24 protein-coding genes are annotated in these 26585 nt (G+C 28.8%); 13 read left to right on the top strand and 11 right to left on the bottom strand.

The window, feature by feature from the left end:
• Nucleotides 1–3: 3 nt before the first annotated feature.
• From F6464_RS02425 to F6464_RS02375, 11 genes are all read left to right on the top strand, one after another.
• Entirely contained in the window at nt 4–969 is a 966-nt protein-coding gene (locus tag F6464_RS02425) for a hypothetical protein (RefSeq protein WP_151106152.1), read from the top strand.
• A gap of 11 nt (nt 970–980) precedes the next feature.
• On the top strand, nt 981–2333 hold the full coding sequence (locus F6464_RS02420) for a hypothetical protein (protein ID WP_151106151.1): 1353 nt from the start codon (nt 981–983) through the stop codon (nt 2331–2333).
• Between the two features lie 4 nt (nt 2334–2337).
• A complete protein-coding gene (locus tag F6464_RS02415; protein WP_151106150.1) occupies nt 2338–4857 on the top strand; it encodes a hypothetical protein in 2520 nt (839 codons plus the stop codon).
• Entirely contained in the window at nt 4844–5764 is a 921-nt protein-coding gene (locus tag F6464_RS02410; protein ID WP_151106149.1) for a hypothetical protein, read from the top strand. The genes F6464_RS02415 and F6464_RS02410 overlap by 14 nt, the downstream gene beginning before the upstream one ends.
• A gap of 16 nt (nt 5765–5780) precedes the next feature.
• Complete coding sequence (locus F6464_RS02405; RefSeq protein WP_151106148.1) at nt 5781–6773, top strand: coiled-coil domain-containing protein; 993 nt, start codon at nt 5781–5783, stop codon at nt 6771–6773.
• 9 nt (nt 6774–6782) lie between these two features.
• Nucleotides 6783–8675 (top strand): BACON domain-containing protein, encoded by a 1893-nt coding sequence (locus tag F6464_RS02400; protein WP_151106147.1) that lies wholly within the window; start codon nt 6783–6785, stop codon nt 8673–8675.
• A 29-nt stretch (nt 8676–8704) separates the two neighbouring features.
• Nucleotides 8705–10777, top strand: a complete 2073-nt coding sequence (locus tag F6464_RS02395; protein WP_151106146.1) for an Lcl domain-containing protein — start codon at nt 8705–8707, stop codon at nt 10775–10777.
• Between the two features lie 12 nt (nt 10778–10789).
• The gene (locus F6464_RS02390; protein WP_151106145.1) at nt 10790–11164 is read left to right on the top strand and encodes a hypothetical protein; all 375 of its coding nucleotides are present in this window, start codon (nt 10790–10792) and stop codon (nt 11162–11164) included.
• A 210-nt stretch (nt 11165–11374) separates the two neighbouring features.
• The gene (locus F6464_RS02385) at nt 11375–11818 is read left to right on the top strand and encodes a hypothetical protein (protein ID WP_151106144.1); all 444 of its coding nucleotides are present in this window, start codon (nt 11375–11377) and stop codon (nt 11816–11818) included.
• Between the two features lie 32 nt (nt 11819–11850).
• On the top strand, nt 11851–13863 hold the full coding sequence (locus tag F6464_RS02380; protein WP_151106143.1) for a penicillin-binding protein: 2013 nt from the start codon (nt 11851–11853) through the stop codon (nt 13861–13863).
• Between the two features lie 47 nt (nt 13864–13910).
• Nucleotides 13911–14438, top strand: coding sequence for a hypothetical protein (locus tag F6464_RS02375; protein ID WP_151106142.1), 528 nt, complete (start codon nt 13911–13913; stop codon nt 14436–14438).
• A gap of 455 nt (nt 14439–14893) precedes the next feature.
• Here the strand turns inward: F6464_RS02375 and F6464_RS02370 are convergent, their stop codons facing one another.
• From F6464_RS02370 to F6464_RS02330, 9 genes are all read right to left on the bottom strand, one after another.
• A complete protein-coding gene (locus F6464_RS02370; protein ID WP_151106141.1) occupies nt 14894–15298 on the bottom strand; it encodes a 5-fold beta-flower protein in 405 nt (134 codons plus the stop codon).
• A gap of 23 nt (nt 15299–15321) precedes the next feature.
• A complete protein-coding gene (locus F6464_RS02365; RefSeq protein WP_151106140.1) occupies nt 15322–16584 on the bottom strand; it encodes a DUF2130 domain-containing protein in 1263 nt (420 codons plus the stop codon).
• A 173-nt stretch (nt 16585–16757) separates the two neighbouring features.
• Entirely contained in the window at nt 16758–17339 is a 582-nt protein-coding gene (locus F6464_RS02360) for a Zn-dependent protease (RefSeq protein WP_151106139.1), read from the bottom strand.
• A 444-nt stretch (nt 17340–17783) separates the two neighbouring features.
• Entirely contained in the window at nt 17784–18038 is a 255-nt protein-coding gene (locus F6464_RS02355; protein WP_151106138.1) for a hypothetical protein, read from the bottom strand.
• On the bottom strand, nt 18035–18538 hold the full coding sequence (locus F6464_RS02350) for a hypothetical protein (RefSeq protein WP_151106137.1): 504 nt from the start codon (nt 18536–18538) through the stop codon (nt 18035–18037). Before F6464_RS02350 ends, F6464_RS02355 begins: the two co-directional genes overlap by 4 nt.
• A gap of 9 nt (nt 18539–18547) precedes the next feature.
• On the bottom strand, nt 18548–19018 hold the full coding sequence (locus tag F6464_RS02345) for a hypothetical protein (protein WP_151106136.1): 471 nt from the start codon (nt 19016–19018) through the stop codon (nt 18548–18550).
• 17 nt (nt 19019–19035) lie between these two features.
• Nucleotides 19036–19422: a hypothetical protein gene (locus F6464_RS02340; RefSeq protein WP_151106135.1), complete on the bottom strand. Its 387-nt coding sequence runs from the start codon at nt 19420–19422 to the stop codon at nt 19036–19038.
• A gap of 134 nt (nt 19423–19556) precedes the next feature.
• The gene (locus F6464_RS02335; RefSeq protein WP_151106134.1) at nt 19557–20018 is read right to left on the bottom strand and encodes a hypothetical protein; all 462 of its coding nucleotides are present in this window, start codon (nt 20016–20018) and stop codon (nt 19557–19559) included.
• Nucleotides 20019–20102: 84 nt separating this feature from the next.
• Nucleotides 20103–20318 (bottom strand): HTH domain-containing protein, encoded by a 216-nt coding sequence (locus F6464_RS02330; protein ID WP_151106133.1) that lies wholly within the window; start codon nt 20316–20318, stop codon nt 20103–20105.
• 175 nt (nt 20319–20493) lie between these two features.
• On the opposite strand from F6464_RS02330, the gene F6464_RS02325 reads away from it, so the two are divergent.
• Both F6464_RS02325 and F6464_RS02320 read left to right on the top strand, forming a co-directional pair.
• Nucleotides 20494–21474, top strand: a complete 981-nt coding sequence (locus F6464_RS02325) for a helix-turn-helix transcriptional regulator (RefSeq protein WP_151106132.1) — start codon at nt 20494–20496, stop codon at nt 21472–21474.
• A gap of 1 nt (nt 21475) precedes the next feature.
• Nucleotides 21476–21892 (top strand): hypothetical protein, encoded by a 417-nt coding sequence (locus F6464_RS02320; RefSeq protein ID WP_151106131.1) that lies wholly within the window; start codon nt 21476–21478, stop codon nt 21890–21892.
• Nucleotides 21893–22150: 258 nt separating this feature from the next.
• Here F6464_RS02320 and F6464_RS02315 read toward each other — a convergent pair whose 3' ends face one another.
• A complete protein-coding gene (locus F6464_RS02315) occupies nt 22151–24964 on the bottom strand; it encodes a phospholipase D-like domain-containing protein (protein ID WP_151106130.1) in 2814 nt (937 codons plus the stop codon).
• Between the two features lie 2 nt (nt 24965–24966).
• Nucleotides 24967–26544, bottom strand: a complete 1578-nt coding sequence (locus F6464_RS02310) for a hypothetical protein (protein ID WP_151106129.1) — start codon at nt 26542–26544, stop codon at nt 24967–24969.
• Nucleotides 26545–26585 lie beyond the last annotated feature (41 nt).

Genomic DNA, 26585 nt, shown 5'->3' with positions numbered 1-26585 from the left:
ACTATGGATTTAAAACAAATAAAATTGTCATTAGCAGTTGTCATTAATCTATTAGCAGCACTTACATTTGGATATTTTTGCTTTCTAGGGGCCAACTTTTATACCTTGGGAGATAAAGGAAAAAGTATCGCTGTGGCTGTAATTATTACCCTATTTTTAATAGGAACTTCACTTGGCGCTAAGTTGTTAAAACAAACGCATCGTAATTTCAAAAGCCGATTTATTTGGGAAATAGTTTTATTGGTTTTATTTACTGCGTTAATAGGTTATTTTACTTTTTTTCCTTTCTCGCATTATTTTTCCGTTTCTGAGAATGAAATCCAAATTAAAAGCAAACTAAATTCGAGTATTACTCAAGCTGAAAATATGTATGTTGAATATGAACTATATGTAAGTGATAGAAAAAATAATTACAAAACTAAATTAGAAAGTGCTGTTTTATTAAAGGAAAATAGAGTTAGTGATGTTGATTTTAATTGCCTTGATTTTAAATCAAATAGTAGTTTAACTAATCCAAAACAAATCGATAGAAAAATTAGAAAAATTGGATTTGACTTGGTGCCCTCTAGCTTTATTGCAATGAAAAGTCATAATTCTAAATGGTTAGCAAATTCAAAAATTGATATTGATAAATGGAAACCAATTGGTATAGTAGATTTTATAAATAATATTGAAAATAATTCTAATAATTGGAAATCTGATTTAATTAATATTTCCAAAATTAGAGAGACTTGTGAAGGTGACAATATTGAAGATTTTAAATATAATCTGACTACAAATGAAGTAAAAACGTATTTTACAAAAATTGGAAATCCACCATTACTTTCTCTTGTTTATGCAATATTGGTGTATGTGCTGATGTTGTTGTCATATATTTTTAGTAATAGAAGTACAAAATCAGATGTTGGTTTTCGTGCTATATTTTCAAAGAAAACAAATAAAACTAACGAATATACTATTAAATATTAATTATAATTACAATGAAAGAAAGCGATTATTTAGATAATATAGGAAATGATAAACATTCTAATGACCAAATTGTTGAAGCAATAATAAATAGAGTAGTATCTTTTAAAAAATTACAAGAAACTGGAGAATTTGATCATTCAAGACAAAAAAAAATAAAAGCACTTTTGAATGAAAAATACGATGTAGCTTTTTCTGCCGCGAATTCAATTTCTGAATTACAGAATTATTTAGAAGACTTTCCAGAAGGAAATCATATTACCGAAGTAAATACAAAAATTAAAGAAATACAAGCTGAAATAAATCGAACTAAAAAGGAACAGGAAGAACGAGATAGAATGTTACGAGAAATAAAACATAGTATCAATGAAAATACTATTGATGAAATAATTGATAAACTAAGTGATAGTGATTTATATAATTTATGTAATGATTTGGAGATTGACTTTCAAATTATAAAAAATTTTAAAGAGCCACCTATAACATTTAATGCTATACCCAAAAAAGAAAATGAGGTTCCACAAGGCTATACTGATGTCTTCTTTTGGGGAATACCTTCTTCAGGTAAAACTTGTGCTTTGTCTGCAATTCTAAGTACTATTAAAAATGATTATTCAATGGAAGCACCTGATTGTGATATTAAATTTGGTGCTACATATCGCACAAGTTTGGTTAATATATTTAACACAGAAATTGGTTATCTTCCTCCACGTACTAATGAAGATCGAACGCAATATATGCCTTTTTTATTTTATAAACGTGGAGAAAAAAATAAACGTAGAATATCATTTTTTGAATTAAGTGGTGAGGTTTTTAAATCATTTTATGAAAAAGTAAACGATACTAAAATTATTTTAGATAAAGACAGAGATGGTATAGAGCAATCATTCAAAACGCTTGAATTATTATTAAATAGTAGTAATCAAAAAATTCATTTTTTCTTTATTGATTACAACCAAGAGACAAAAAATTCTATTGACATAGAAACAGGTTTAACTCAATATGACTATTTAGAGGCAGCAACAACCTATTTTAGAGACAATAATGATATTTTTAAGAAAAAAACTGACGCTGTTTATGTGGTGGTAACAAAATCTGACGAGATTCAAGCTGATAATAATAAACAAAGAGCAGAAAAAGCTAAATTGTTTTTGGAAGAAAATTTTGGAAATTTTATGGATGTATTGAGTAATCAATGTAATAGAAACTCTGTTCATTTAGAGGTTAAATTATTTTCTATTGGGAAGGTTTATTTTAAAAGAATATGTAAAATTAACCGAGCATCTTCAATAAATATCATTAATGATTTACTTGATCGAGTTAAGCCAATAAGCAACAATAGATTTAAAGACTTTTTTAACAGATAAGCAGATGGAAATTGTAATACACGGAACAAAAGGAGGTCGCAAAATTTTTACATCAAATAAACTAAGTGGTTTATTTGATGTAACTTCAGATAGCCCAAAAACGAGTGCTATTGGACAAAGTGCTTACGCTATTCGATTTATTTCAAATAGTACTATTTTTTCAAAATACAAAATAATTAGAGATGTACGTGGCGACAAAAGAACTGGTTTTATAGCTTTTTCAATATTTCTTTCAAAAAATGAAAAACTTTCTGGTTCTGAAATCATTGCATTATTGGATAAAGTTTCAGGTGAATATTGTCAAAAATATATAATAGAAAATAATTTAAATGAAGTTAATGAAGATTGGACTTTTTTAGAACTTTTATCAAATGAATACAAGAATAAAATAGGTAAAGTTTCTATCGAAGAATCAGAGAATATTCAATCAGGTGATTTGGATGATGCATTTATATATTTTTTCAATAATAGTGAACTTCACAAATATTTCGACCAACCAAACCAAGAAGAATATATACCATATCGACAAGTATATTTAATAAATAAAGAATTTAAAGATAAGTCTGAAAATCCACTTAATGCTATACGAAATTCTGGAGTTGATTTAACTGGACAAATTGATTTGGAAAATCCATCTTATAAATTGAGAGAATTTCATGGTAATGCAAAAAATGGTGTCTCAATTACAATTAAAAATTCAAAAGGAAGACAACTTAACAATAAAGACAAAATATTTAGAAAAGATGAACTAACAGTAGTCTATTCTAAAAAAAACTATAAAGAAAAAAAGATATTTGGAAGTTTATTAAATAGTGAAGAAATAAGAAATTTTCTGAACGTAAGCACTGATAATAAAATTGATGTATTTAAAGAAGTTGAGTTGGAATCAGAAGTAAAAACATTCAGTTTTGAAGTTGTAAAAAAAGATGGCTCTAGAGTTATGGATGCTGTTATAACATGTAAAAATAATTATCAACCTGAAAAACAGGCTTTAAATAATCAAGTTGATTTTAGTGGAGAAGATTTAAATGAAAAATGGTCAGCATCAGCTAAAATAGGCGACAATTTTTTTTCAAACAGTCACATAATTGATTTTGAAAAAGACAGTCTTAGTCCAATTAAATTAATTCTTAATGAGAAAAGAAAAGTAAAAATAATTGCAATTCAAGAGGAAGAACCAAAAGAACCGATCTATAATTTTAAGGTTTGGATACAAGGAAGAGGTTACTCTAACGAAAATGAAATTGAATTTGAAGAAAATGAATTAAATATATCTTATAATATAAATGTTAAAAGTGATGGTTATGAAGATTCAGAAGTTAAATCATATCATCCTTTAAATGATGGGAATAAATCATTATATTTTCATCTTAAAAAACCAGACACATCAATTGGAAGCAAGTACAAAAATAACATCGAAAATGAAATTGATTTAGTATCAAACGAAAATGAAGATTATACGATTTGGTATCAAAAACCAAAATTCATTATTTTTTCAGTAGTAAGTGTTTTGATATTAAGCATTGGGATATGGGGATTGAGTCATTACGTTGGTAAACAAGAAAATCCAGAAGAAAAAATTACTGCTGAGATAATTAATGAATACTTAGAAGGTGATGCACTTATTCTAAGTAAATTAATTACCTATAAAGCAAATTGGGAAATGCAAAATCCACAAAACAATACTAACGACGAAGGATTTTGGAGCTCAATTTTCCATAATGATGAAAATCAAAATTCATTTGAAGAAACAGATAATTGGAATCAAATAAGTGATAGTATTGTTAGTGCAATAACCAAAAGAGAACTTATTGATAAAAAGGACTTTGAAAAGTTGAGAGAAGAAGTACATTTTAATAATCAGGAATCCTTTGAAAAAACTATCCATAATTTAAGTAAAACTAAATGCAAATTACTTAAAGAAAAGCTTAAGGATATTGATATTTCAAGTTTAAGTTTACCTGAAATTGAATCTAAAATAAAAGGAATTATAGATGGACAGGAAAGTAAACAAAGTAGCACTGATTTACCTTTTGATCAAGGTTCAAAATCACCACCTAAAGATACAGGGCAAAAACAAAGCTCTGAAGGTGTTACAACTGTAATTGCCGGAAAAAAAGACAACAAAGGTCCTCAGAAAACAGGTGAAAATACTATTGGAACATCTGAAAGAAAAGCTCATACTGATAATGACGGAAATTCTGCAAGTCCATCATCAGATATTTCTCTAGAAATCAAAAAGTATTTAAAAGGAGATGAAATAAAAAAAATAAAATTAGAAGAATACAAAAATACGGTATCTGATCCCAAAATAAAAGAAAGTATTTTGATTGCATTAAAATTATGGGAATTAGATGGTAAAGACCCCAAAAAGAAAAAAGATTATCTCAACCAAATTGAAAATAACAGGTATTTGATAGATAGTAAATTAAATCAGTTTGTTAAAAAAATAATAAATAAAGATGAAACTATTAAAAAGAATAACATGAAAACTTTAAAAGAAATATCAAATGAAAATAATTAAAATAAGTTTAGCTATTGCTGTAATTGGATTAATTGCTTTTTTTGTTGTAAATTCATTAATAACTTTAGTTGCGCCACCTCCAACTCCACCAGTTGTGAATCAATTCACAAAAATTATTGATGAGGAAATAAATGCATTACAAAGAAAAACTGTTACTAGTTTTAATGAATTAAAAACATCAAATGATGATGTTAAGTTTGATATTGATGATTATTATGGTGAAAATCGTTTAGGTAAAAATCAAGCAGAGAACAATCAATCAAGAGAGAGACTTTCAAAAAATCTATATTCAATATATGCTGTTAAATTTATAAATCTAGCAAATTCAGTCTTTAGAAGATCTGAATGGAATGTTCAAGACTTAGTATTTATTAAAAGTGAAAGTATTATATTAAAAAAGTCTACATTTCTACAACCAGGAAATGGAGTTGATATACAAATTATTCAAATTCAAAAAGTTCTCAGTAAATATGATGAAATTATTAAATTTACCTCATCATGTAGAGGATTTCCTTATTCCTCTAATAGTTTTAATTCAGTATTTCCGATACATTTGATTAAGCAAAAAATTCAAAGAGCTGCAATATATAAGAGAAATAAATTGGAGAATAGTCTTGTGGATAATTGTTCAACATTACACAGCCAGCTAAATCAAACTTCAAAATATTTGTTCAATGCACATATTAAATATCTAGATAATAAAATTAACACATATTCAGGAACTTATAGTGCTTATAACTCACATGGTGAATATGCCAGAGAGTTCTATTTAAAATTGAAAGAGGAAATAAATGGTTTAGACAATGATATTTATTCTGTTTCTAACTTTGATAATGAATATGATAATTTGATTGAGAAGTTAAACGAAGACAATTCTAACGCTAAATCATATTTCGCCAAACCTTAGTAAATTAAAGAACGCTATGAAAAATTTAATAACTTGTTTTATGATTTTGTGTGGTACTTATTCCGCACAATCTCAGGATTTAATTAAAGAGTTAAAAAAATTAACTTTAGAAAATGATAGTTTAAAAAGTCAAATTATAAAACCTCTCAAAATTGAATTAAAGGAATCCATTGAAAAAAATAGAAATGAAATTTCAATCTTAAAAGTGAAATTAAATGCTTTGGAGAAAGATACAATTACATTTCAGAAAAAGATTTTAGACCTTAATAAAGAAATTGCTGATTTAAATAAAAATAAAATAACACTAGAAAATATAAAGTTACAAGACCAGATTAAGTTACTTACTGAAAAAAACAATTTTCTTAATTTAATAAACGAAAAAAATATTAGATTAATTACTGATAAAGATACTCAAATAAAAGATGTAGCTATTAGAGAAAAAGAAACTGGTAAAAAGGAGATTATTACAACTATAATTAATACATATAAAAACAGAAAATTTGATGAATTAATTATTTGTTCTACAAAAGCCTCAGTTCAAAAAGACGAACAACTTATCGGAAATAATTCCGAAATTTTTGAATTATTATTAGATTTAGAAACATATTTTACCTCGAAAGAATTACTAAATAAAAAAATTGACATAAATCAAATAAATCTTAATAAAAACAAATTAAATCAGATAAAACGCGAATCTGTTTTGATAAAAAGTTTAAATGAACATCTGGAAAATTATAATACACTATCTTTAAAATTAAAAGAAACAATTATAAATATTAATGTATTTGACGACAAATCAAGTAAAAAAAATATGGTTGGTGAAGGAATAGACAAAACTACAAGACAAGAAAAACTAGATAAGATATTTTCAGTACTCTTGCCTTATGTTTTTGACTATGACATAAAATATAATGATTACCCCTATTTATTTGATATTGTGTTAGATGTTATTAAACGAAAGCAATCTAATACCGATGAAGATATTTCTGATTTATTAAAAAAAATTTAGTATCGTATAATGAAACAAATAATTATATTGTTTTTTGCATTTATCTCATCATTATCAGCTTATTGTCAAGTAAGCAATTTGGAGGAAGGTAACCAATGCTTTAATAAGGGCGACTATATTTGTGCAGAAGCTAAATATAAAGATGTATTTAAAACCGCTGTAGGTAAAGACAAGCAAATAGCTGAAATTAAAATACAACGAGCAAAACGTTGTATTGTAAATTTAAAAAATGCCGATTTAGCATTTAATGGTAAAAACTACACGAAAGCAAAAGAATTTTATTTAGTTATTTTAGATTCAAACCCACAAGATGTATTTGTAAAAGGGAGGTTAGAATCAATAAATAAATTATTGAGTACACCTATCCAAAAACCTTTAAATCCCAAAACAAAATCACCCTCAAATCCTACTAAATTAAGTATTTCAAAAACTGAAATTTCTTTTAAATCATCAGGTGGTAGTAATTATATCGATATTAATTCAAATTTAAATTTATATACTGTCGATATGTTACCTTCTTGGTGCAGTGTTCAAAAATATAACAATTATTTTGTGGTAATATGCAACGTAAATAAGGAAATTAGTAAAAGAGTCGATTATTTCTATGTTAAAAATGGTGTTGAAAATATTCGAATTAATATATCTCAAGAAGGTGTTACTCAAAAAGCAGAAACAAGTTTAAGTTTATCAAAAACGAACCTCTATTTTTCGAAGAATGGAGGTGATGAAAATATTACAGTCACAACAAATGATAACAATTTTTCAGTAGCATTAATTCCATCATGGTGCACAATACAAAAATTTTCAACAAGTATTATTGTTACATGCTTGTATAATAATAATCAATCTCGTTCAAATTGGTTTCAGATAATAGCAGGTAATAAGGCGGTCAAAGTTTATGTCGAACAATCAGGAACAAATAATAATAATGAAATACCATCTGTTGATATAAAGCAAAAAAACAGAAAAACGCTATATTCTTTTTCAAGTCTTGGTTTACAAAGTGGTGAAATAGCGAAATATGGGCTCATTTATGAGCATGGAGGAAGAAAAACAGTTGGGTTTCGTTTTTCTTCACGTACAAGCCTAACATCAGAACAAGATATTTTAAATGGCATTGCTAAAAAAAATAAGACAGAGATAGAATTAGGTCCCAATTTTAGGATACTAAATCGACTTTATTTGAACATAGGTTTTGGTTATGGATATTATGAAAGGCTATTAAATAATGATTTTGCTGGTGATGTTTTTTTAGAAAAAACAGGATATTCAGTAGCAACTACTGGATTAATGTTTCGAATATCAAGAGCTATAAATATTAATGGAGGAGCATCCTTTATGGATATTGAAAAGGATTTTTATAAACCCGAGATAACGTTTGGTATTTCCTGTAATCTCAAAAACAAGAATGACAGTGAAATAAATTCATCACAATCTCAACAGAAACGAAAAAGCGTATCATCTAGAAACTACAAAAGCAATTTGTCATCATTTTCTAGCTTAGGCTTTTACAGTGGGAAAAATGCAAAATATGGTCTATTTTATGAAACCGGTGGTAGTAGAGTAACTGGTTTTCATATTTCTGCTAGAACCAGTTTAAAAGAAGAAACGATAATAAATGGCCAATTAATTTTAAATAGAAGTGAATTAGCATTAGGTCCTAATTTTAGAATGAGTAACCGGCTTTACTTAAATTTAGGAGTTGGTTACGGAATTTATGATTATGGTTATTCAAATGACAATTATCTTGGTACAGATGATTATTTTACGGCTAATGCTGGTATTATGTTCCGTGTTTCTAGGGTTATTAATATAAATGCAGGTTTCTCTTTTGAAAATTTTGATATAGAATATGATAAACCAGAAATGACCTTTGGTATATCATTTAATATCTGGGATTAGATTGGTTTAATTAATAAAAAGCATTAAAAATGAAAAAATTAAATTTATTAAAAATAATAATATTTTTAATAACCATACATTTTATTAGTTGTACCAATGAGTTTGATTATGGCAAAATAATAAATGCCGTCAAAACTTTAGAATTTAGTAATGTCACTCAAACAACAGCCAATGTTTCAGGAAACATAATTACTGATAATGGGGCAAGCATAACTTCTAGAGGTATTTGCTATGGAATTGATAATAATCCAACTATATCTGGTCCAAAGAAACTTTATGATACAGCTGAGTTAGGAAATTTTACTTGTACCATAGATAATTTGGAACCAAGTACCACTTACTATGCAAGAGCTTATGCCACTAATAGTTATGGCACTGCTTATGGTGTATCAATTACATTTACTACATTAAAAGCTACAGTGCCGATAATTTCATCTACTACGGCTGCAAATTTAGTTACGGCAACTACAGCAAAAACGGGTGGTATTATTACAAATAGTGGCGCTTCAAATGTTATAAGTCGTGGAGTTTGTTATAGTAGCACATCAGCAGTGCCAACAATTGCAAATAGTAAAACAAATAACGGCACAGGAATAGGGTCGTTTATCAGTTTAATAGACGGTTTAACTCCCAATACCATATACTATATAAGAGCTTATGCAACAAATGGTATCGGTACGGCTTATGGGGATGTAAAATCATTTTCAACAACAACGGCAACAATTCCAACTGGAATTATAACTACAACTGCGTCAGCAATTACACTAACATCGGCATCGAGTGGTGGTACTATTAGTAATGATGGAGGTGCTTCAATTACATCAAGAGGGATTTGTTGGAGTACTACAACTACAAGCCCAACAATAGTTAACACCAAATCTATTAATGGCTCAGGAGTTGGAGCTTATACTAGTGCTTTAACATCTCTTACACCAGGAACAACGTACTATGTTAGAGCTTATGCTACAAATAATGTTGGAACAGCATACGGAAATACCATTGCTTTTAATACTATTGCAGCTACTATTCCAAATGGTATAACTACTAATAGTGTTTCTTCAATCACTCAAAACTCGTCTATATGTGGTGGTAATATAAATACAGATGGCGGCGCTACAATTACTTCTCGTGGTGTATGTTATAGTAACACCAATTCAAATCCAAATATTACAAATACTAAAACTATAGACGGTACTGGTATTGGTGCTTTTTCTAGCTCATTAACAAGTTTATCTGCAAACAAAACATACTATGTAAGAGCGTATGCCACTAATGGCGTAGGTACTGCTTACGGCACAACAAGAACTTTTGTAACCTCATCGGCAACAATTCCTACAGGTATTAGTACTACAAGCATATCTTCTATTTCTCAAAATACTGCAAATAGCGGAGGAACAATTACAAGTGATGGTGGTGCTGCAATTACATCTCGAGGTATTTGTTGGAGTAATACAAATTCAAACCCAACTATTAGCAATACTAAAACTACAGACGGTTCAAGTATTGGTAGCTTTAATAGCTCAATGTCGGGTTTACTACCTGGAGTAACTTATTATGTTCGAGCTTATGCAACAAATAGTTTAGGTACAGCTTATGGACCAGCAAGAACTTTTTCAACTTTAGTTCCTGCAATTGCTGTAGGTCAAAGTTATCAAGGAGGTATAATTGCATATATTTTTCAATCTGGTGATTCAGGTTATATTTCTGGACAAATTCATGGTATAATAACTCCTTCCGTGAACCAAAGCGCAGGTGTCACTTGGGGCTGCTCTGGGAATTCAATCGGTACTAGTACATTTTTTGGAACAGGTCAAAGTAATACAACATCTATTATAAATAGTTGTTTAACATCAAATACTGCAGCTCGTATATGTTATAATTTATCTTTTGGAGGTTATACAGATTGGTACCTACCTAGTTATTTTGAGCTCGAAAAATTGTATATTAATCGTTCTTTAATAGGTGGTTTTAATAATGTATCTTATTGGAGTTCTTCACAATATAATTCTACAAATGCATATGGTATCAGTTTTACTACTGGCGCTACTATTTCTAGTACTAAAACCAGTTCATTATATGTAAGAGCAATAAGAAAATTTTAAAAATAATAGTTTATGGGAAGTTTTAAAGATGTCATGTCTAATAATTCAGATGAAAAATTGATTGAAATATTGAGCAATAGAAACAAATATCAGGATATAGCAGTTGATGCAGCAATTAAGGAGTCAATTGATAGAAAAATAATTATTGATATAAATGATCTTGAAGTTAAATATCCAATGTCTAGTATCATGGCATTTCAAAATGAAATAAGTAAACAAGAATTAATAAGTGCACAAAAAAAGCAAGCTGAAAATGACATGCTTTACGGTGCTTTATGGTGCATAGGTGGTATAATTGCAACTGCAGCTCATATTGGATTTATTTTTTGGGGTGCTATTTTATTTGGCGGTATACAATTTTTTAGAGGGCTAATAAATTCTAAGTAACGAAAAAATTTTAATTCAAAACCACATACATTGGCTATCCTCAAATTTTTAATATCTATTATAATGTTCTCTATCACAATTTCTTTTTTTAAAGTTATTAGAATTCAATTTTCAAAATATTATTACAGTTTAACGGAAAAAATAAGGAAAATATATAGAGTATTAAATGTTAAAAAACGTTCAAAAATAGTATGGGAAGAATTAATCAAAATGCATAAAAATGAAAATTGGCATTTTGGTCAATTTGATAATGAAAAATACATATTAACTACATTTAATCTTAAAGTCGAAAAAGAACAAAAATTCAGATATGAAGTTACTCAAAATAACCTAAAATATCACACATTTATTTTAGACAGTTTTGATGAGCACAAAACTACCGATATAATGGTTTTAGCATCTCATTTAAACAGTTTATTAAACTTCGGAAAAGTAAGTGTAAATACGAAATACAACTGCGTAGAATTTGTTTATTATGGCGATTTGGTAACTTACATGTTGTTTCCTGGTGAAATCCGTTCAGATTTAAGGGTACATTATGACATCACACTAGATTGTTTTTGGGCTTTTTCAAATTTGATTGAAACTGATGACGACCCTGTTTTTGTAATTTCAGAACTTATGAGAAGAAAAGAGGAAAATAATAATAATTAGCATAAAACTCACTAATTACTACTTTAATATCAATACTATTGAACGATAAAAATATCAGTTACCGTATTTATTTTGTAGCATTTGCAATGTTCTTATTTGCAATGGTAATAGTTTTTAAATTAACCAACATTCAATGGGTACATGGTGAACATTACAGAAAATTAGCTAAACAAAATAGTCTAAAGACATTTGTTGTACCTGCAAATAAAGGTAGTATCTATTCTTCAGATGGTAGTTTATTGGCTGTTTCTGTCCCAATTTATATAGTTCGGTTTGATGCGGTTTCACCATCAGATAAAGTGTTTAATGAAAATTTAAATGCTTTATCAGATTCATTAGCACTTTTGTTTGGAAAAAACAGTAGTTTTTTTGAAAACAAATTAAAAGCAGCTCGTAGAAATAAAAATCGATTTTTACTCCTAGGTAAAGATTTGAGTTATACACAATATGCCAGATTAAAGTCATTTCCAATTCTAAAATTAGGAATTTACAAAGGCGGCCGTATGGATAGCATTAGAGAAGTTAGAAAGCATCCTATTGGAGAAATCGCTGAACGAACTATAGGTTATATTGGACTAGATAAAAATGGCAATAAAAATGGAGTTGGAATAGAAGGGGCTTTTGGGAAGTATTTGAATGGTAAGGATGGTAAAGTTATAAAACAAAAAATAGCTAAAGGACAATATAAACCTATAAGAGATGAGAATGTAGTTGAACCTGTAGATGGCCATGATATTGTTTCAACACTGAATGTATACATTCAAGACATTGCGCATCATGCCTTATTGCAATCACTACAAAAGAATAAAGCAGAACATGGTTGCGTTATAGTGATGGAGACTAAAACAGGGCATATCAAAGCCATTTCTAATTTAGGAAGAACTGAAAAAGATTCGATTTATAAGGAAAAGCTTAATTATGCCATCAGAGAGCAAGGCGAACCTGGCTCAACATTTAAGCTAGTAGATATGATTGCTTTATTAGATGACAATAAATTGGATACCAGTAAAGTATATAATAGGAGAGGGGGTTCTATAACTTATTTTGGAAATGATGTTGTAGATTCGCATAGAGAAGGTGAACAAAGGATTTCTTTGGCCAAAGGATTTGAAATTTCATCAAATACGGTTATGGTTCAAGCCGTATATGAAAATTACAAAAACAATCCAAAACAATTCGTAGACCGCATAAACAAAATGGGGCTAAATAAACCATTAGGTTTATCTCTAAAAGGGGAGGGGATACCAATAATTCCGCAACCTGGCACTCCTAAATGGAATGGCTTGTCATTGCCTTGGATGGCTTTTGGATATGGTATAGAAGTTACACCAATGCAAACCCTGACTTTGTATAATGCTATAGCCAATAATGGAGAAATGGTAAAGCCACAATTTGTTTCAGAAATTAAAGAATGGAACAAGACCATAAAGAAATTTGATAAGGAAGTAATTAATCCAAAAATTTGTTCTGAAACTACTATCAAGAAATTAAAGGCTGTAATGGAAAATGTGGTGAAAAGAGGAACTGCCAAAAGTATTTATTCAAAAGATTTTCCTATGGCAGGAAAGACAGGAACTGCACAGGGTAATTATGGAATAAATGGAGGAGCTGACAAGCATTATATCTCTTCTTTTGTCGGTTTTTTTCCAGTGAATGAGCCCAAGTATACTTGTATTGTAGTTGTGCATAAGCCAAGTACTGCAACAGGTTCTTACTATGGTGCTGATGTTGCCGGTCCCGTTTTTAAGAGAATAGCTCAAAAGATATTTACAGATTCTCCCTCAACTAATGAAATTAAGAATTTAAATAAAAAGAATACTAATCAAGAAAAACAATATAATGGCTATTTTTCAAAAGCTCAAATCGAAAAAAATATAATTCCCAACGTAAAAGGAATGTCAGCAATGGATGCCGTTGCGCTATTAGAAAATATGGGGCTAAAAGTGAAATTGAAAGGCAAGGGGGTAGGAAAAGTTAAAAGTCAATCTCTAAATTCTGGAAATCATTTGATTAGGCAATCTGAGATAAAGTTAGAATTGAATTAAAGTTTAAATGTATGAATAATTATTTTGTTATCGGATTCGTCATTTTAATGGTCATTAGATATTTTTATACTAGACCTAAATATAACTTAGAGAATAGCAATAGAAAGGAACATGAGGTAGCATACGCTGATAATCAATTATCAGTTGAAAATAGCATTGAAATTGATAAATGTAATGAAGAAGCCAATATTTTAGATAATCAATTACCATCTTATCCTGAAGTATCTAAAAACATGTTCCTATATCCTGATGAAGGATTTATCAAAGACGCTGGAGCTAATTCAATTCATCAAGATCTAAATAATTCGAATAGTATAAACCACTTAAACGAACTTGGTAGCGAGGATTTTAATAGTTCTGATAAAATAACTTGTGTTTCTATCATTGATATTGACCAATATCATAAAGCAGTAGATGAAAGTTCATTAAAAGAAAATATAAATGAACTAAACGAATCAAATGAAGCACTCGATAGGCTTGAAAATGAAAAAGCATTAATTATTCAAACGAGTAAAAATAAGTGGTTATATCCTGATGATGAGTTTGGTAAAATGGAGCGAGGGCGTTCGTTTTAGAGCAAAAAAAACATTTTTTTTTAAAATATTTAAATCTTTCTTCCGTTGTTTTTATACAAATAATCAATATGAACTGGTAACTCGATATGATTTGAAATACTGATGGATGCTTCAGGCAATTCAAAACCTATTCGATTCTAACAATGTAGATTGCATTAAATATGGAATTGCTGATTATACAGTCAAATTGTAAACCAATAATAGCAAATAGTACAAATAATCAATCCCATTTGCTATTTTTTTGATAATAAATGGGATTAAATTCTATAAACATAATCATATATACCCTTTGGGTGAAATTATTTTCAGTAAAATTAGTTTTTTGAATTTGCTCATTATTCTGAAATTCGGTATCTTGAATTCATTAAAGAAACTAATACTTATGAGCAGTTAGTAATAAATATCTTGTTCAAAGAGATTAATTATGAACTGATTTCTAACTTAATTGAGTGAAGTCAGAAATCAAAAAAGAAAAATGTAACAGCTGACCAGTACATATCAACTCCTTTGGCATAACCTATGGTTGAATAGTTCTTGTCCTGCACCGTACCATCATTTTTGATGAAACCTAAAGTTGCATGGTTCTTATCTTGGACCGTTCCATCATTTTTTATATACCCAACCGTTGAATGATTTTTGTCTTGAATGGTCCCATCAGATTTTATATAACCAATTGTGCTATGGTTTTTGTCTTGAATAGTTCCATCGTTTTTAATGAAACCAACCGTTGCATGGTTTTGGTTTTGAATGGTTCCGTCAGGCTTTATGAAGCCCGTGGTGGCGTGGTTTTTGGATTGAATGGTTTGGGAATAGGACAACCCAAAGCTAGCAATTAATAGTACTAAGAATAATTTTTTCATAAATTTTTTTATTTTCGTCTAATCTATAACTCATCAAACTTTGCTTTCATTGTTGGGTTATTGTAGGTCAATTTTTTAATGGTTAAGTCATCAGTTTTTTCATTTGCAAGGCGAAGATTGTTTTCAGATGATAATAAGGCTGCTTTGGTTTTTTCTAATTCTTTTATTGTCTTGTCAATTCCCTCTATTGCATCATTTAATTTTCGACTTGCCAAATCATAATTTCTTGCAAAGCCTTCTTTAAACTTGTTCATTTTTTCTTCAAAATTGGTAATATCAACATCTTGACTCTTTACCAAAGCAAGTTCCGCTTTATATTGCATTGAGTTTAATGCGGCATTTCGTAAAAGTGTTATTATTTGAATGAAAAATTGTGGGCGAACAACAAACATTTTAGGATGTCTATGTGAAATATCTATAATACCTGTATTATATAATTCATTATCAGACTCAAGTAAAGAAACCAAAATAGCATATTCACATTTTTTCTCAGTTCGGTCTTTATCTAATTCTTTTAAAAAATCTTCGTTTCTTTTTTTAGTGGCAGTAGTATCTGATTCATTTTTCATTTCAAACATAATTGAAATAATTTCATTGCCGTGTTCGTCATTTTCACGATAGATATAATCGCCTTTGCTTCCAGACCTAGCATCATTGTCTTTCTCAAAATAGGCTTTTTGAAAAGCTATTGGTCGTAATTTGTTAAACTCTAATTCACAATGTTGTTCCAGTGATTCACCAATCATTTTCGTAGAAAGCTTCGCTTTCATATCTTTAACACGTGCAATTTCTTCATCTTTATATTTAACAATATCTTTTACAGCTTGTAGTTCAGTTGAAAATTGCTGTTTTAAAGAACTTTCCAAATTTTGTTTTTCTAATTCTTTTGTTTTTACATCATTGGCCAATGCATCTCGCTCTTTCTCTATTTTTTGAACAGCTTCAGTAACGGATATTTTTTTTTCTAATTCAGCGTTATCGAGTTTAGCTTTTATTTGAGCAATTTCAGTTTCTTTATTAGTCAACTTTTCAGTTAGTTGTTGTTCGTTTTTGGCTTTTACCTCAAGTAATTCTTGATCTTTTTTGGACAAAATATCTTGAAGTGAGTTTCGTAAATTGGCCTCAGCCAACTTCACAGCATTCTCCTTTTCTTTTTCTGCTAAATTTAATCTGTTCTCAAGCTCTTCTTGAAACTGATGGTCTCTAACTTGTTTTACAATATCTGCAAAACCAGCTTCATCAACTTTAAAGGCTTTTTTGCAATTTGGGCAAATAATTTCGTTCATAAATTACTAATTTGTTGTGTTGTCTTTTAATGAGAGATAACGTTTCGCCAAAAGGCATCGTTTAGGCTAATGGAAATTGTTTTCTCGATTACCTGAGAACGAAGTTAAGGAAATAAACGTTCCCAAAACCGAAAATTTAGTAATGGAACTTGTTGTCTATTAGCGATAAGCTTTTATAAAATTTTCCATTTTTTTCCTTTTAAATACTTCTTACATGATATACAAAATTCTTTCTCTTCGTTAAGCGGATTCCCACCTTCTGCATCTCTCATAAGGCAAGTTTTATTTTTGCAATGGGGTAAACCTTCTGTATGTCCCAATTCGTGTAATGCAACTTTATAAAACTGTTCAGTTTTATTTTTTTTTGACAATCTATAACTTGAAACAACGCAAGCATTTCCGGGACGATAACCAAGTCCCATTATCCCCCAATCTTTGATTTTGCCTTTTGTTGTGCTAATATCTTTTTCACACAATCCAATCATTACTGAATCTTTACCAATTTTTGAACTCAAAAAACTAATTATTGAATCTGCTCGATATCTGTTTCTTGGTTTGTAGTAAGTTTTAAGTGGAAAAGGAATGTTCTTTTTTAAAATTACTTTAGGATTAATTTTTTGAATTTCCTTAAAAACGAGTTTAGCTTCAACATTTGAAAAATTTCCGAAAGGTTGAATAACAATCACTTTGTTGCGACTGATCGGAATACAATTGATAAAAAGTGTCAATAAAAATAACCAAAAGAAGATTTTCATTTATAGCTAATTTGTTGTTTAAATTCATTTCCCAAGCTTATCGATAACTAACTAGATTATTTGCGAAAAAAAAATCTTCAATTTACCCAAAATTTCGTTAATAGGTGAAGCATTGTTTGGGTTTTATTCTTTTTCAAATATAAAAATTAATACTTACAAATCATTTATGTGATAAATACTTTGTTGCAACCTTTTTCATTCTAGCAACAAACTTTTTAAGTCATTTAAACTCTATTTTAAATAGTACAAAATACAAATCAAAACTAAATCTACTTTTGCCCCAATTACTCACACGCCATGATCGGTATATTCGGTTCCATCACCAAAAAAATAATATCATTGTTTATAATTTTAAAGTGTGGATGAATTATAAGTGCGTTTTTTTGGAATTAAATTATTCGTTCTCCTATATCCACTTTGATAAGTTTTTCAAAATACAATTCTTCACATTCTTTGATGATTTGCTTTGCAGTTATATTTTGTTTTGGTGTCATTTTGCAGTTTTAAAGTTGCAAAAGCCCAAATTGTAACCCCAAAAGGGAATCCACTTATCACTGCAGTTAGAAGAATATTGTCCCATTCGGCATAGCTAAAATAGGTTTCGGTAATAAGGCTGTATAAATGGATAATTACGATTAGTAATAATGCTATAATTACACCAATTAAGTAGTATTTAAGTAGCAAAGTTCCTATTTTCATTGCAATATTTGATTAAGTTTATTGAAAAAAGAACTGTTTTTAAATTGCTCAATTATGAAATTAAAATTCCACTTTTTTTCGGGCGGTTGAGTCAAATGAAAAACTAATCTACCTTGTAACAAATTGTTGGGGAATTGAAAAAATTCAAACTCAACATTCGACACCATTTTTCCCTCATAACATACAAATTCAATAGTTCTATTATTACCTAGAAAATGAACAATAGGCAATGATTCAAATTTGTTGTTAACCATCAATAAAGACACTTTATTTATTAAATAAGCCGCATTGAGTTTTACAGGATAAATATAGGGTATTAGTTTTTTGTTCTTAATTATATCGCCAACTTGGTGTAATTTACTTTTAGTCAACGCTATGATTTCAATAGGTATATTGTATTTATCAAGTCTTGAGATTATAAAACAATCCTTCTCGTCAGCCCAAATAGTGTTGTTCTTTTTAATCATAACAACATCTCCAATGTCAGGTAATTTTTGCATGGTTTTGTATTAATTAAAATTATTTCCTACTGAAACTAATAAAGGTTTTTTATTATTGAGTTGTACCCTAAAAAAATTGAAATAAGTGCCAGGAGCTAGTTTTTCAATTATATCGATTTCTTTTGTGTTTTTAGGCAAAGCCGGAAACAACAAAGTATACCTTAATACTTGTCCTGAACAATTAAAAAAATGTTTATTTGGCGCATAAGGAATATTAATTGCTTTTATTAATTTATATTTTACATCTGACCCTACAGGTCTTATGAATGAGTTTCGTTCGATATGAACCCAACTAACATTTCCATGTTCCTGTTTTGCGATATAAACAAAATCGATTCGGGTTAGTTCATCATCAAAACTAATAGACTCAATCCCAACATGTTCCTCTGGAACATGTTCTGAAACAGGATTTATGAATACATACGTTTCAATATCAATTAGTAATACCTCTTTGGTTTTTTCGTCAATTTTAATTTCCATATTGTTAATTTTTTAAATTATGATACTGATAAATGGAGTAATGTTTCGAGTTTAGGGAAAATTTGAATCCCAATTTTCCAGAGTAATTTAGAATCTTCTTTTAACTTCAGCGAAACTGATAGTTCATTCTGTTTGGTTATACCACCTTCAGGAAACGGCAACTTGAAATCTTCGGTAAAATCTAATCCTTCATAAGATTCCATACTTTTTGAAGTATCAATATATACTGCTAGTATTCGAATGTAATCGGTACCGCGACCTTCTGAATAATCAAAATGAAGATTTAATGAATCCTCGAAATTAAAATGACTTGGATTGAAATACCTACTTACTTGAAAATTGTTTATCTTACTAAGTATAATTTTTTCATTAAAATTTAGGAATTTTCTTTTAATGGCTTTCATAATTTATTGTAATTTTTTAATTATTAAGCAAATGTAAATCTACATTCCGTATTATATATACGGAATAAAAAAAGACTATCTTTTATTGATAGTCTTTTTAAATAATTATTTTTTTATAGATAATTAAAAGTTCTTTATCTTGTCAAAGTTGTAATTATATTCCCAGATAGATTTCCTGAAGCTCCATTAGTTTCATTCCAAGTACCTGTTATTGCATCATTTAATGAAATAATGTTCGAACTTAAGGTGCCATTACTGAGTGCTGTACCAACAATATTAACTCCATCAGAATTTACATTTACGGGCGTTGGATTTGAACTTAAATTAGTTCCATTAACAATGTAACTTGTACCGTCAATTATTAAAGCATTAGTTCCAGATTTTGTAATTGAAATAGAACCACTTTCATTTACAGGTTTTGTTATTACACTTTGTCCATTTTGAAATAAGGTTAAGCTACCTATTGATGTAGAACTCCATGTTCCAACATATTGGTCTCTTACATCTTGCTCCACAACATCGTCTTTACTACAACTCGATAAAGAGATAAAAGATAATGCTAATAACAATAAAGTTAGAAATTTAATTTGTTTCATTTTTTTTGGTTTTATTTATTCCTACTCTTATGGCTTTTCGGTTCCGCCTCGTTTTTTTGAGTGGGTTCTGAACTCCACTTTTTGTTATCTAATAAATTTAAACTCCCCATCACTATTATAGACATAAGACATTCTTTGGTAATCATAAACAATAGGAGCATTCAAGGTTTTTTTCATAAATGAAATATAATTATATACGGTTCTTTCAGTCATAGAAAGTTTGGAAGCCAATTGTTTTGGGCTTCCTGTTATCTCCTTATTAATAAGGTTGTCTAATTCTATGATAATTCGTATATCCAAATTATTGCAATTTTAGTACACAAAACTGAAACTGAAATTCAGTGTAGGAATACCTCTTATTTATAATTTTTATACTATTTTTATTTTACTCATAGCATCGAGTAAAGATTTACAACCAAACCGTAATTTTTATGCGGAATGATTTTTTTTTGTATTTTTATAAAAAAAATCAACAATGGATATTTCAAAATCTGCTTACAGTAGGTATAGAGTTATAGATAAAATGTTGAAAAACATTTATAGGCCCTATCCAAGTTTATTGGATATTCAAGAAGCTTGTCAGAGGAACTTGGATATAGACTTTTCTTTACATACACTTGAAAAGGATATTAGAAACATGAAGCACTCGGATGTTTTTGATGCTCCAATAGTTTTTTGTAGAAAAAATCTAGGCTATTATTATTCAAATCCCAAATACTCCATCAATTCTATTCCATTAACAGAAAGTGATATATCAAGCATTAAGGAAGCTCTTGATTTAGTTGAAAATCTTGGAGGAGGAAATAGGGTAAATGAACGATTTAGTCATGCTATTCAAAAGATATTAGCTACCTACAAAGAAGAATTTCCAGACAGCGATACTAAAAGAAAAATAATCCTGACCGATTATGTAGAAGGAGCTAAAGGATATGATAATTTTAATACATTGTTTATCGCTTGTAAGAATCAGTATCCAGTATCATTTTCTCATTACTCATACACCAATAGAGAATTTAAAGTAGCTATTGTGCATCCTATTTCATTAAAAGAATTTGAAAACCGATGGTATCTAGTAGGTTATTCAGAATCTGATAAATCAATCAGAACCTTTGGATTGGATAGAATTTATGAGCCATTGCATCTAAAAAGGAAATATGTTGATAGTGATGAAAAAGAGGTTGAAAGCTATTGTAATGATATTTACGGAGTTTATCCTATTGAGAATCAACCCAAGCAATCCATCACATTTTTAACATCCATAAAAATAACGAACTACTTTGAAGCCTATCCAATTCACAGTAGTCAGAAGTCTGAGAAAAACGAATCAGGTTCTTGTTTTTTTACAATCGATGTGGTTCCTAGTGTGGAGTTAATTCGCTTATTTCGTTCTTACGGCAAAAACCTTGAAGTTATTAATCCACAATGGTTAAGAGAAAATACAAAAACATTATTGTAATATGACAAAGAAAAACAAAAAACTAGTATTTCATTTAAACATGCTAGGACATGGTCCGTCTAATCCAATATTGCTTAGAATTAATTTATTTCCAGAATTTACAAAAGTTGATTTTGGATACAGTACAACTGAACTATACGATAACGGAGGTTGGATTAAAATAGCTCCTGATACTTTTATTGAAAATGTAGCTTATAAAGAGCGTTATACCATGACAAAAGCTGTAGGAATAACAGTTGCACCTGAACTGCGAAATTTTGAGTCTAAAAAAGACTGGCAATATTTTTCGTTATATTTTCCTCCAATTCCTCAAAAAGATTGTGTGCTGAGTATAGTTGAAGTTGAAAATGGCACTCCAAATGACTTTAATTATTACAATGTGGATATGAAAATGGGCGAGGGGGTAGAAATTTTATAATCATTTTTTTGTTGTTGAACTACAACTAATTAATTTTCGATAGTTTTAAATAAGTACATTTTTTTGGAGCGTTGGCGAAGGAGTGGCAATTGAAATGTAAAACTTCCTTTTTACCACCGAATGAAAAAATATATTCTCGCTATTGGAAATGAAATTAGCGAAATGAAGCAAACAAAGATGTGAGTTTAGGAATACTTGGACTAAACGAGGATTTTGTGCAGATGAATGAGATAATGAGTTTATATTTTAACACTACTTTTAAAAGAATATAGGTTGCAAACCGACAAATACTTCTACAAAACCAAATACATTCCTTTCCTGATCATATATTCCTAGAGGTGTTTCAAGATTTACTAATTTGCTTTTATAGAAATTGGCAATTTTTGAAAAACCATAGGTTTTACTATAAATAATGTTATTCTCACTCCAGTTATTTAATTCTCTTTTTAAGACTTTTAAATCGGAATTGTACTGATTTAGCCATTTAAAATATTGTTTATATAAATCAATGACTTCTTTAATGCTATCCGGCTTTACATATGAATTCAAATTTAGTTTTTCAATATAATTATCTAAATCTTTTGAAAGTGTTTCAAAATCTTCTTTGTTACCAAGATAATGGAAAATGTTTAAGAGTAATAATTTCTTAGTGTCTTGATGTATTGTGGTCCAATTGTAATTTAAAATAGTACAAATACTTAATAATTTCAACCTTCTTTTTTTCTCAACCCAAACGACATTTTCCTTGTCGTCTTTGATTTCAATTTGTTTTGTAAGAAGTAATAAATAAGATCCTAAACCGTCTTTTAGATAATCATTTATACAAAGATGATTGCTCTCATTACTCCAAAATCTAGGTGAAAAATAAGAGTGTGTAAGTGTTTGGCTTGCTGTTTCGTCAACATATTTAATTTTAATAGCTGCTTTGTCTTTTACATATTCTTTGAGCGCATTAACCTTATTTTCATTGATTGTATAACTGACCTCATTTTTAAGATTACCCACTTGTTTTTCAAGCTTTTCAATTAAAAATTGTTTTTCTATAGTGTACAAAATATTACTATCTGAATATTGTAATTTTAACAATGATCTATTTTCAAAATAGCTTTCGTGCCTTTTCTTTAAAATAATGTGAAACCCAATTAATAGTGCATTTAGTTGATGCAATGTAGCTAAGCTGTTAGCTTCTGGAAGTTTTATTATTTTTAAATGATTTGCTTTTTGAGGATATAATGATTTTGTGATTTTTTCTATAGTTTTTTCAATTTTATATCCAATTCTCAAACCTGTTTCAAATGGTATATCAATTCTTTTTGTTTGAATACTTTGTTCTTCATCGTCTAAACCATTTACTCCAGCAACTAAAGCAGCATCTTCAATACTTTCAGAAACATCTTCTACAGAATTTGCTTCAAAATTTAAACTATTAAGAAACTCCTCAATCCGTGAAGTTGTATAATTATTAAAGCTTTCGTTCCCAATAAAATTAGCACTATTTTTATTGAATTCTTCTTCTGATATTGCTTCAACTTCTTCAATATCTTCTTCCTCTTTTTTATTATTCTGAACGTATTTAGAATTTTTATTTTCACTAAAATCAGACTTTAAAGAAATAAAATCAATCAATTCTTCTAATTCAAAATCACCAAAGAAGTCAGAATTTAATAATGAGTTGAAATGTGCAATCCTAGCGTCGGGATTGGTATTTAATAGAAATGCTTTTTGATGAATTAAAGCATAATTAGATATTCTTTCTGACGAATTAAATATTGCTAATCTAAAGGGTTTTATAAGATTTAAGTTTTCAATATTTATGATGTTTTTTTCATTTAAACAATCAATATATTGACTGAAAATATTTAGTCCATTAGCATCTTCAATGCAAATATTTACTTTTGTATCGAGTTTACTTTCAACATAAATAGTTATTTCATTACCATCGATTTCAACATTATTTATGAAAACTATATATTTAAATTTTTCGTTTTCATTAGATGCAATTTGACCTTTGAAATCATAATCTTGGATTAAATAATTCCCTTTTTTTGGAAAATTAATACCCAATTCTTTGAAATAATCTTTTGATTTTTTGTTGTGTGTAAGAATTGAAACTTCTGCATTTATTAAATTATTTGTATTACTTCCAAAGGCTTCGTTTGTTGCATTAGCACTACCAAAAAGAAAATACGTTTCATTTTCATATTCAAATTGAATTGCTTTAGCGTGCAACCTGTTACTACTATACTTTTCAGCTCTTATCAAATTATTCCAATCTGAAAACTCAATTTTATGTTTGTTTTCATATTTATAAGGAACAGAACCATAAAGAGGATCAACGATACAATGTATTTTATCTGGTTGGATATCTTGGATTAATTTATTTAAAAAGGAACCATTAGTATTGTAGTATGGCGATAGTATTTTTATGAATTTAGGTTTCTTTGGTAATTTATCAACAATTGATTTATAAATACTTTCTTCTTGATAGGTAAATAGCATTTCCAAAGTTTCGTCTTTATTTACAACTGCATTAGTATTATTATCATTGTCTAATAAATTATTGAACCAATTTGAATTTTCTTTTATCCAATTTAATTTTAATAGGTTGGTTCCAAATACAAAAGCTTCTAATTTCTTTAAATATTTGGCTGTTTCTTTAAAAAATGGCTCTGTTATTTTATCTGTTTCCGTAAAATGAAAACTTCCCCAAATTTCTTCATTGGAACTTAAACCGGAACTTGTAAGATTGCCAGAGCCAATAGCTAAAAAACCTTTTGTTTTACCTACTGCTAATAATACTTTGGGGTGAAAAGCTCCAATCATTTTGATTGGCGTAATACTATAACCAGCTTTGTTATCCAGTAATTCACTACCCACAAAACTATTTATTTGCTTTTCAAACTGATAAGCATCTACATAGATATTGATATTTGTTATTCCTGCTTGTCTTAATTTTGGTAAAACTCTTTGCTCAAAAAATATAAAATCGAATGAGAAACAAGTTATTATACAGCTATGGTATTTTCTTTTATCACCACCTAATAAGTCTAAAATATTATGTCTATCAATCATAATTAAAGAGTTTTAAAAAGTTCTAGACCAATTGTTGTTAAGTCTTTTTTATCCTCATTTATGAGCTGCATATCCCTTAAAAAATCAATCAATGTATTCAATCTTGGAGAAGAATAAGCATAATCTACATCATCTATAAAACGAATTAATCCATCTTCACGAATGAATTTTTCAGTTGATTGTGTGTTATTCATTTTCTTTAGTGAAACCCATTGATGTCTTATAATTACATATTTTTTTAAATAATATTTTACAAAATCTTTTATTGATAATTCTTCATTGTTTTGCATTGCAACTATTGAAGAAAGGAAACTACTATTTGAATTTAACTCATAGGTTTTAGTAAGTCGAACAAGTCTTTCAAGTTCGGATTTATTATTGAATATCAACTTTTTAACCAAGAGTATATTGTAACCAACTTTTTCAAAGTTGTTATTTGTTTTTTTGGTTTCTTCAACTACTTCTTCCTCCGATAAATCAATAATTTTTAGTTCTTTGAACGTTTGATTTTTAGCAATAAAATTTTCTTTTATTAAAAACCCTTCAACTTGTTTTGCAATATCATCAATTAGTATTTCTTCGTCAATCCAATTACCATTACTTTCTTTATTTAAAATTTTTAATAATGTTGATAATGAACCTGTACACGCCATATGCCAGAATTGCTCTAACTGATAAAAGTACCACAATGAAAATGTTTCGTCTATTTCATTGTCAATTAAACCTTTAGAATGGTAGGCATCAAAAGTTAATCTATAATCAAAAAAAGCATCATCATACTTTTTTACTTTCTCTAATACTAATTGAATTGTTCTTTTTCTGAATAAATTTGAATTATCTTGTTTTGGCTCATCATTACCTGTTATTAATTGCCAAATTAAACTATGCTCGGTTGTATTTGTTGGAATTTTAAGCATATTGAAAGGTCCAATAAGTTTATCAATTTCTGATTGGGTAATAACTCCTTTCTTCATTATCTCAACAAATAATTGAGCAATTTCTGAACCTAAATTTTCTTCAAATGCTATTGCTAGTTGATACCCTGAAATTTTATTTTCAATTTCAAATTCTGTTCTTATAAAAAATTCACTATTGATTTCATACTCTCTAATTAGATTGAGCTGCTTTAAAGAACTGACATAATTTTGTCCAAAAATACCTCGTGGGTTTTTCCAATAGGTTCCGTCTTTGGCTTGTTTTTCTTCGCCTGTGCCAATTGTTAAATCAAATGCGTTTTGTGAAGTGTTATAAAGTTCTAAAGCTTTGGTTATACCACCAATGCCTTGAACGCCAGTTTTAGCTGCTAATAAAGACAAAATAAATTCTGCTCTTCGCAAGTGGTCAAACTGTTCTTTCTTACTAGGTTTACTGATATACTTTGCATAACAATGAAAAAACCAACAGTAAAAAGAGTAATATCTAATACGGTCGGTTACGTTGTTTAATCCTGGTAGTACTAAATCAAAAGTTTTGCCACCTGTATTTAAAAGTCCCAAAGGATCCTGCCCAACAATATGAACTAATGGCTCTCCTAAAAATGGTGCTGCTATTTTATTTTTCTCGAATTGTTGAACGCTCATTTCACTTCTCTTTTTATCTTTTTTTTATGGTTTGCAATTAC

It is taken from the genome of Flavobacterium luteum (assembly GCF_008806775.1).
Lineage (GTDB): Bacteria > Bacteroidota > Bacteroidia > Flavobacteriales > Flavobacteriaceae > Flavobacterium > Flavobacterium luteum.
The sequence above is the reverse complement of the archived record's forward strand: the minus strand, read 5'-3'. Positions and strand labels throughout refer to the sequence as shown.